Consider the following 9,811-nt stretch of genomic DNA (forward strand, 5'->3'; position numbering starts at 1 on the left):
CTTTTTTAAATTTTTTCTATTTCCAGCGTGGCCAATTCAGAAAAGCAAATCAGGGAAAAAGTATATTTATCGTTTGGCTGATTATAACGAAATCTCATCAATAATTGACGGCTAAAATAAGTTAGAAAACAGACGCAGATCAAAAACCGGTTTGAACAGGCGCATGCCACCGGTTGGCGCCGGTGGCATGGCTATTAGGATCCTAAAATAAAGTTACAATTATCGGCAGACGTGAACAGACCAACTTTAGCGCTGCTAAACATAGGTAACTAAAACGTAATCTTGGCCCGTTCCCGCATAAAGGCAATCTCGCGATCGATATCACCTTGAATTTCGGCGATGCGCTGGTCAGCGTCAGGACCTTTTAGCAGGCGTTTGAAACGTCCCTGTTTCATTAAATATTCATCTACCGGAGCAGCGTCTTTCTTGCCGCTGATGATAAGTGAGCTGGGGTTATTAAAACTTATCTTGCCATTATCCGCTTCCCATAACAGCCAGGCACCGCTGCGAACAGCCATACGACTCATCTGCACTGTTTCAGGCATATCAAACTGCCAGCCTAAATAGCAGGGAGCTAGAATTTCAATGTATTTCAGGCCCGGGATGCTTTTGGCTTTTACCACTTTGTCGTACAGATCTCCGGGATAAGCTACGGTTGCGGTTGCTACGTAGGGAATATTGTGCTCCAGCATCAGCAAGGCCATATTTTTCTTGGGCTGGCGCTTACCGGCGGGGGTGGTGGTGGTGAAGCTGCCCCGCGGGGTGGCTCCGCTGCGTTGGACACCGGTGTTGCTATAGGCTTCGTTATTATAGCAAAAGAAAATCATGTTGTCGTTGCGTTCGGCTGCCGCTGACAGGGCCTGGAAGCCGATATCATAGGTGCCGCCATCGCCCACCCAGCAAAATACGGTAGGCGGCTCCCCTTGCAGACGGCCTTTCTCCTGCATTATTTCCAGCGCGTGGGCAATGCCGGAACCCGAAGACCCGGCGGTCGCAAAACAAATATTAATAGCGGGCCAGTTATAACCCAGTTTGGGGGTCATGCCCATGCTGGCTACCGAGCAGGAAGGAGTCAAAAGCATGATGGCGTTAGAGCCCAATGCCTTGCCCACGATACGCAGGGCCATGGTGGCGGGGCAACCGCCGCAAGCCCCGTTGCCGCTTAAAACCTGTTCAATATCCGGTAATTGTTTAATACTGGTAGTCATATCTCATCCATTCCTTTCCTGATCCAGGCTCTCTAATCATCCAGCATGGCGCGAATCTCAGTGGCCATGTAGGTACGGGTTAGATCGATGCCGCCAATCCCCATTACCCGGTTTTTAACCGTGATGTCGTTGCGGCGGCCAAAGAGGACGCTTTTCAGCTCGGAAGCTAAAATGCCGCCGGGATGACCGAAATTATAGTTTCGATCCAGTACCATCACCTGCGCATTTTGCGGCAGGGCATTGATGATATCCTCAGCCGGGAAGGGCAGAACCAGCCGCGGCCTTAATAAACCGGCTTTGATGCCCTGCTGGCGCAGTATATCAATGGAAAGTCTTAATTCCGCCGCCATACTATTTACGGCCAAAGCTACCACTTCGGCATCCTCCAGGCGATAAGTGTCGATGGTGTCGCCATCCCACATACCGGTTATGTCCTTATATTCCTGGGCCGCCTGTTTAACCAGAGGGATGGAGGCCATAATGTCGTCAGACAGCATCTGACGGAAAGGTGCGTATTCGGACGCATTTGTCACATTGCTAAAGGAAGATGGTTGCGCCGGGTCAAGCCGCCATTCCGGTTCATGCGGGGGCAGGAAACGGTCGATATCCTCCTGGGGCGGCAGGGTAAGGGGCATCAAGCAATGGGAGATAGCAAAACCATCAAAGTTGACCATCACCGGAATATTGATCTGTTCGGCCACGCGGAAGGCCTGCAAGATAGTGTTATAGACCTCCTGATTGGAGGAGCAATGATATTGAATCCAGCCGGTATCCCGCTGGGCAAATGAATCCTGATGATCGGCCCACAGGGTCCAGGGGGCAAAAATTCCTCGGTTAACGTTGCACATTACTACCGGTAAACGCCCACCGGAAGCCATATGCAACACTTCATGCATATATAACAAGCCGTTGGCGGAAGTAGCCGTAAAAACGCGAGCCCCGGCCGCCGATGCAGCTACGGCCGCAGCCATGGCGCTGTGTTCACCTTCCACCGGAATGAAACGGGCATGCATTTCTCCATTTTCAACCATGGCAGCCATCGCTTCCATAATACTGGTCTGCGGGGTGATAGGATAGCCAGGCACCACATCCACCCGGGCACTTTTTACGGCCAGCGCAGCAGCACGGGCACCGGTATCCATTATAACTTGGGCTGTTTTCATGCTGCTACTCCTCCTTTTCCATAGTGATTGCACCGGTGGGGCACTCCAAGGCACATACCCCGCAGCCCTTGCAATAGCGGTAATCAATTGTAATCTCATGGCGGTCAATGACCGCTTCCGGACAATATACCCAACAAAATTGGCATTTGGTGCATATCCGGATGTCTACAACCGGTCGGTGGGTTCGCCAGGAACCGGTATCACCACCAGCCCCTTTCGTTGGCCAGGAAATAGGCCGATAGGCTTTCGTTACTGATTTCATTTATTTCCATTCCTTTCACTAATCGGCATTAAAGGGGGGCAAAAGTACTTCCCGCCTCGTTGCAGCAATATATTGAAACTGCTGCTGGGTTTTTCCGTAGCTTTGCAGCTTTAAATACACTATTTATTAATCCGGGTTACGGTATTATATGCCTTGCCGGCGGCGCCCAGATTGCGCTCACCGTTATTGCCCGGCCATTTGTTTAAAATGGTTTGTTCCATGATATTTTGCGGGATATCTAATACCCGGCATACCGCGCCGAACAGCGGAATATTAATGAAGGGGCCATCGGCGGAAATCAATCCGGCTTCGCGGGCGATAGTGTCCGCATCCACTTGCCAGGTAGCATGGCTTTTTACTGCTACGGCGTGGGGAGCATTAATAATCACGGTGCCAATATCCGTAATGCCTTCACTAATAGCCGCTTCGGTAAGTTTTTCGCTCATCACTACCACATAGTCAGGCCGTTCACATTGACTGTGGGCATGAATAGCAGTAGGAGACATACGTACGGCTGCCCGCACCGGTGCTCCGCGGCGTTCCACCCCGAAGAATGGCAGAGCCTGCCCTTGATTACCGTTTTCCAGCGCGGCCTGCGCTAACAAGTGAGCCAGGGTAACGGAACCTTGCCCGCCAAACCCGTTGATTCTTAATTCTAGCATGTTGTTCATGTCGTTCCTCCATCCTTCCATGGTAAAAAATAAACCCTTCGCTCAGAACTCTGAGACGAAGGGTTTAACTCCGCGGTACCACTCAATTTAACGGCCATGCCGTTCACTCCATCAGAATACGGGGTCTTAAGACCCGATATCCCCTTCCTTTTAACGGTAGAAGTTCCGTCCGAGCCTACTTTCAAAAGATTTCGGTCGGCAACTCCAGGGTGAGTTCTGCTTGCCTCTTCGACCGCCTCACAGCTACCAGCGGTTCTCTGTGACCCAAGGACAGCTTACTATTCCCTGTCATCGTTATTTTGTAGGTTGTGTTTTTATATATAGCATTTATTATAATAAGCTGTTATTTTTCTGTCAACATTCAACTCACAGTCCAGTCAAGCTTTTTTAGAAAATCCGCTGCTGACAATAGGGTTAAATCTTATTGCTCTTACTCCAGATTTTCATTTTTTGGGCTTCTTGAATTAGATCATCCCTCAGATCAGGATGCGCAATATTGATAATTCGTTCGGCACGCTCCCAGGTGCTGCGCCCGGCCAAATCGCATTTGCCGTATTCGGTAATGATAATATGCGCCTGGGTACGGGGTACGCTGACTATCGATCCCGAGGGGAGCATGGGCACAATCCGCGACTGCAGGCGTCCCTCCTTATCCTGGTAGCTGGAAGTACAGCAAATAATAGCTTTGCCGCCTCGGGAACTATAAGCACCGGTAACGAAATCCAACTGCCCGCCCGTGCCGCTAATGTGCCTGGTACCCGATGACTCGGAAGAAATCTGCCCGTATAAATCAACCTCTATACAGTTGTTTATCGATACAACGTTATCATTTTTGGCAATATTATAAGGATCGTTGGTATAGTTTGTAGGATAAGCAGCCATACTGGGATTATTGTCTATCCAATCATACAGAAAGTGACTTCCGGCGGCAAATGCATAAACCGTCTTACCCCTATCGATCGACTTGCACTTATTGGTCAATTTCCCGGCTTCATGCAAATGGTAAAAGGCATCACATAACATTTCGCTGTGACAGCCTAAATCTTTAAGCTCGGATTCGGCCAGCAGGGTACCCACTGCATTCGGCATACCGCCAATTCCCAACTGAATACATGCCCCATCGGTCATCTCTTTGATTACATGTTCAGCGATTACCTTATCTGTTTTTGTAGCTGGAGCGGATGGTATTTCAACTACAGGTGAATCAGCTTCAACTATGTAGTCCACCTCAGAGATATGTATAAGTTCTTCCCTTCCTCCGCACGCCCAGGGCAGTCCCGGACAAACCTCCACTATGATCTTTTTGGCCACATCACAGATAGCGCGCAGGACGGCTACACTGCAGCTAAAATTAAAATACCCGTGTTTGTTCATGGGCGGAACTCTGAACATGGCTACGTCAACATCGTCATATAGACTCTTTCTGTAAAAGAGAGGATTATTACGATAAAGGTTAGGGATATGATATGCATTTCCCTTATCGTGCTGAGCCCTATCTGCTCTGCCAAAATGCCAATTGTTCATATGGAAGGTTTCGCCTTTGGGATCCACTTTCCAGATTTCGTGCTCTTTGGCGCTTAGAACCAGACGTATCTTTATATCATCAAGCTCACCTTTGCGGGCTGCCAATGCTTTATCCAGTGCATAGGGATTAGAAAGGGTTTGTCCCCAATCGAGCCAATCTCCGCTTTTAACGATCTTTACGGCTTCTTCAGCACTAACTAATTTGGAACGATACTCATCAGCATAAGACAAGCTGCTCACTCCTTATGAAGATAGTTTTTTTAAACATTGTTTAGGATACTTTTTATCCGCTATCCCAATTTTTGCGGACATTTATAAAAAGATAGCTTTTTCAGTTTACCTATCTATTTGAACTTTTACAAGACCTTTCTATTATTTGTATTCCTGGAAAATACTATTATGTAATGAGGCAATATTTGTCGGCGGGTCATAAAAGGTTCTTTTTTTAGGGTTTAAGATAGTTTATTTTTAAAAATGCGCATTCCTCAGTGCCAGGTCAACCTCTCCAAGGCAACCTGACTAGAAAACCAATCATCATCTTGCAAAAGCACCTCCGGTGAACCTGCATTCTTAACTCTGCCATTTTCCAAGATTACTACGCTATCACTGGCAATCATAGATGATAAACGGTGAGATATGGATAATACGGTATGGGCGGAACTGGCCTTCTGTAATACAGAAATTACCCTTTCTTCAGTTATGGAATCAAGATTGGCCGTAATCTCGTCCAGCAGTAATAGGGGCGGGTCAGTGACTATCGCTCTGGCAATTGCCAACAGTTGCTGCTGGCCTTGAGAAAAAAGCGAGTCACTGGTTACTTCGGTATCCAGACTATTTTCCAAGGATTCAATGTATTCCATCATGCCGACAAATCTCAGGGCTTCCTCAATTTTTCCCCGCGTAATGCCCTCATCTTGCAGACTGATTTGTTCTGCTACTGTTCCCTTAATAAAATGAAATCTCTGCTCAACGTAACCGAAAATTCTTCGTTTCTCGCGATTAGGTATGGCACATACATCTATTCCATTAATACTTATAACCCCTTCGGTTGGCTGCAAGGTTCCCATGATGAGCTTAAACAGGGTAGATTTACCCACCCCCGTACGGCCAACAAAAGTGACTTTTTCCAAGGGATTAAGGGTTAAGTTGATATTTTTTAAAATATCTGTTCCGGTCTCATATCGAAAGCTGACATTATCGAATTTTAAGCGAACGGCGGATCTATCCGGAATGATTTTTGCTGCGGTCAGTTTATCATTTTTTCCATCTTCCTCTGGTTCCATATAAAATTCATTTACTCTGCGGACGCCGGAAACGGCCTGCTGAATGTTCTGTAACTGCATACCAAGATTTTCTACGGGTTCAAATAAGTTGGAAATCAATTCAATCGATGCCGCTATCATACCTAAAGACATACCCAAAAAATTTAGTTGCGCAGAGGATAGTATAACGATACTGGCAATTACTATGGCCCGCAGGATCTGAATAAGGGGTGAAAAAACGGCATCATAGAAATTAACCTTATCCAAAGTCAGGAAATTATCCAGCAAATAACGGTTATAGTTTTGTTCCATATATTTTTCTTTGCTGTATGATTTTATCATCAGCATATTATTTAAGCTTTCTGAAATATGATTGTTCACTTGCCCTACCAGGATACGGTTCTTAATCTGAGCTTGAAGCATGCGCTTCTGAAACAGCCGGATGATCCCATATATTATCGGTAGTAATAAGAGGGTGAGCAGACCTAATTTGTAGCTGAAAAACCAGATCGATATAACGATACCTATTATTTTAAAGCTGCTGATGACCATGCCTACTACGCCGCTGGTAAATAGAGTATTAATCGCATCTACATCATTGGTAAAACGAGAAACCACGGCACCGGTTTCATGAGAGGAAAAGAACTGGGAATTTATTTTTCCCAATTTGACCATCATTTCCATCCTGATTTCTTTTGTGACTCTCTGTCCTAATACGGTCAGGATGGCTTCTTTGAGAAAATCAAATACTCCGATAAAGAGCAAGACGATAAGATAAACTATGGCCCAGCGCATTAATCCTTCCCTGTTTTTGGGAACCAGGTTGTTATCAATAATTATTTTTAGAATCTGCGGCGGAATGAGGCTTATCACCACGACACCCAAAACAACGAAAATCAGTAGGGCAATTAGCCCCTGATTTTTTTGGATGACTTGATAAAGTGATTTTTTAGTCAGACTATTATTCATTATTTTCACCTGCCAGTTGCTGCAAGTTGTATATTTCGGCATATATTTCTGATTTCTCCATAAGCTCCTGGTGGGTACCATACTCCACAGTCCGGTCGGGATGCAAAAATAAGATACGGTGGATATGGCTGAAAATAGCCAGACGGTGAGATATGAGTAAAATCAGGCAGTCTTGATAATGTTCTTTTAGATTGGTTATAATTTTTTCTTCTGTTTGCATATCAACGGCAGAAAAGGGATCGTCCAAAATAATGATCTTTCTTTTGTTCAAAAGCGTTCGAGCCAGTGCAATACGGGCCTGCTGCCCGCCGCTTAGACGAATGCCTCCATTTCCTACCAGCGTATCGGCACCATCTGGCATGGCGGCCAGATCAGTATCAAAACATACGTCCCGCAAAACAGCTGTAATATCTTCATTACTGCCCAATGTAATATTGTTGTATATCGTATCTGATAGCAGTTGGGGATTATGCCCCAGGTAGGCTATCATTTGGCTGCGCTCGTATTCCGAATAATCCATTAATTCTTGATTATCTAAACGGATGCTGCCCATATAGGGGTATAATCCCAGCAACGCTAGCCCCAAGGTTGTTTTACCTGAAGCAATTGCCCCGGTTATCCCAATTATTTCCCCTTGTTGGGCGGTCATAGTAATGTTTTGGATTACGTTTTCCTTTGCATCCGGATAGGCAAAGGTCAAGTTTTCTATATTTAAGGTGGTGTGGTTTTTCTTAATATTTAAAGCCGTATTTTTGGTTTTGTATTCGGTGAGATAAGGTTTTATACGTTGCCAAGAGATCCGGGACTTCTGTACCGAGTTAAAAAGCTTAGCGGCATTACTGACCTTGGCAGCTAAAGCTGCAAACAAAATCATATATGTTGAAAAGATTCCTACCGTCCAACTCCCTGCAATCACCTTGGAGCCGCCCCAATAAATAACCATGATAACCCCTAGCATAGCCACTACATTGTATATAGGCTGCATAGAGTTCTCAAAAATACTGGCCTTAATGGCCTTGTTCTGCAAATCTTCCAGTTCCAGATCATATTTTTCCTGGGTCTTAATCTCCAAGCCGTTGATACGATAGAGCATGGCATTATCTATAAAGTCATAGGTCATACCGGTAATTTCACTACTTTTGGTTCGGTAGTCAATTGAAAATTGATATATCAAATTCTTAAGTTTCTCGGCAATCACCATGGCTACGGGAATAAAAAGCGCACCTATAACCGTAATTTGTACATCGTAGTAGAGCATGGTTAGGAAATATGCTGACATCAAAACCCCGGTATCAAACAGTTCGGTGGTAAATTTGCGCATTCCATCCACACATAAATCAACATCCGCAAGCGCCCTGGTCATCAAGTCACCGGTGTTTTCATGCTGCAAATCAACAAAGCCCTTATTCATAATGTTGTTATAGATCATCAACCGCATGGTAGCACTCGTGCTGTTGGCGAATCGCCTGGTGTAAAAGCGTTTTAAATAGCGCGTCAGTTGAATGGCCGCGATCAACAAAACAAAGGTTACAGCCAATACAGCTATCTCGTTCAAACTATCCCCGCGCAGCAAGGCATCAATGAGCTTGCCTTGATAAATGGGGCCTAGGATGGCAGATGTATTATAACCAATGCCAAAAATAATGATAAAAGCAACGGCGGTTTTTTCCTTTTTCCAGTAATTGATTATTTTATCAGGTCGTGTAAGAGGTTCAATCTTCATCTGTTTCATTTGCATAAATCCTTTTTTGGGCTTTTAAATTATTTGTTCGTTGCGCAAAACAACCCCGGCATTAAGCAGTAAAAAACCCTCATTAAAAGAGGGTTTAGATTTTGCTCCCTCTCATCTTTCAGGATAATCATCCTGCAGGATTTGGCACCATTCCACAAATGGGCGGTTGCCGGGTTTCATCGGGCCAGTCCCTCCACCTCTCTTTATAAGAGCTTGCCAATATGGTATTTATTATTGGCAGTTTAGCTATTATTTTTTTAATATTATCATCACTATATTATCATTTTTCAAGCCGTACGTCACATATTTTAGGCCAAATGACTGCGTTATACTACAGACGGGATCGAATTTCTGAAATAATAAAAAGGGGCTGCAGGCTTTGGGCTGCAACCCCTTTAGTGTATCTTTAATGGCGGAGAGGGCGGGATTCGAACCCGCGAACGCTTTCGACACGTTACTCGATTTCCAATCGAGCGCCTTCAGCCAAGCTCAGCCACCTCTCCATGTATGTTTTTGATTTTTCTCCTGCCGCGGAAGCTAAAGCATCCGCTACGGTTTTTTTGAGCATATACGTTGATGCTACAGACAGCGTTTTATTAATTAAAGATAAGTTCTGTGTTAATCTGTGCCCGAAGGGTCTGTGTTATCTGTGTCTATTAATACCGGTTTTTCTCTTGCCGCGGAAGCTAAAGCATCCGCTACGGTTTTTTTGAGCATATACGTTGATGCTACAGACAGCGTTTTATTAATTAAAGATAAGTTCTGTGTTAATCTGTGCCCGAAGGGTCTGTGTTATCTGTGTCTATTAATACCGGTTTTTCTCTTGCCGCGGAAGCTAAAGCATCCGCTACGGTTTTTTTGAGCATATACGTTGATGCTACAGACAGCGTTTTATTAATTAAAGATAAGTTCTGTGTTAATCTGTGCCCGAAGGGTCTGTGTTATCTGTGTCTATTAATACCGGTTTTTCTCCTGCCGCGGAAGCTAAAGCATCCGCTACGGTTTTTTTGAGCATATACG

Annotated in this window: 7 protein-coding genes, 1 tRNA gene, 1 riboswitch and 1 other annotated feature; all 8 genes read right to left on the reverse strand. The window is 45.2% G+C overall.

Going from position 1 to position 9,811, the window contains the following annotated elements:
- Window positions 1–269: 269 nt before the first annotated feature.
- Entirely contained in the window at window positions 270–1,208 is a 939-nt protein-coding gene (locus AAV90_RS04030) for a thiamine pyrophosphate-dependent enzyme (RefSeq protein ID WP_046496153.1), read from the reverse strand.
- A gap of 32 nt (window positions 1,209–1,240) precedes the next feature.
- Window positions 1,241–2,371 carry a hypothetical protein gene (locus tag AAV90_RS04035; protein WP_046496155.1) on the reverse strand — a complete coding sequence of 377 codons (1,131 nt, stop codon included), beginning with the start codon at window positions 2,369–2,371 and terminating at the stop codon, window positions 1,241–1,243.
- A 4-nt stretch (window positions 2,372–2,375) separates the two neighbouring features.
- Complete coding sequence (locus AAV90_RS04040; RefSeq protein WP_046496157.1) at window positions 2,376–2,633, reverse strand: 4Fe-4S binding protein; 258 nt, start codon at window positions 2,631–2,633, stop codon at window positions 2,376–2,378.
- Between the two features lie 119 nt (window positions 2,634–2,752).
- Entirely contained in the window at window positions 2,753–3,304 is a 552-nt protein-coding gene (locus tag AAV90_RS04045) for a 2-oxoacid:acceptor oxidoreductase family protein (RefSeq protein ID WP_052729593.1), read from the reverse strand.
- A 48-nt stretch (window positions 3,305–3,352) separates the two neighbouring features.
- Window positions 3,353–3,605 (reverse strand) — a binding site (T-box leader).
- Window positions 3,606–3,718: 113 nt separating this feature from the next.
- Window positions 3,719–5,068 carry an acetyl-CoA hydrolase/transferase family protein gene (locus AAV90_RS04050; RefSeq protein ID WP_341363008.1) on the reverse strand — a complete coding sequence of 450 codons (1,350 nt, stop codon included), beginning with the start codon at window positions 5,066–5,068 and terminating at the stop codon, window positions 3,719–3,721.
- A gap of 245 nt (window positions 5,069–5,313) precedes the next feature.
- On the reverse strand, window positions 5,314–7,059 hold the full coding sequence (locus AAV90_RS04055; protein WP_046496161.1) for an ABC transporter ATP-binding protein: 1,746 nt from the start codon (window positions 7,057–7,059) through the stop codon (window positions 5,314–5,316).
- Window positions 7,052–8,791, reverse strand: coding sequence for an ABC transporter ATP-binding protein (locus AAV90_RS04060; protein ID WP_046496162.1), 1,740 nt, complete (start codon window positions 8,789–8,791; stop codon window positions 7,052–7,054). Before AAV90_RS04060 ends, AAV90_RS04055 begins: the two co-directional genes overlap by 8 nt.
- Window positions 8,792–8,899: 108 nt before the next feature.
- A riboswitch (SAM riboswitch) is annotated at window positions 8,900–9,003 on the reverse strand.
- Between the two features lie 198 nt (window positions 9,004–9,201).
- A tRNA-Ser gene (locus AAV90_RS04065) sits at window positions 9,202–9,294 on the reverse strand.
- Between the last annotated feature and the right edge of the window lie 517 nt (window positions 9,295–9,811).

It is taken from the genome of Syntrophomonas zehnderi OL-4 (assembly GCF_000983115.1).
GTDB lineage: Bacteria > Bacillota > Syntrophomonadia > Syntrophomonadales > Syntrophomonadaceae > Syntrophomonas_B > Syntrophomonas_B zehnderi.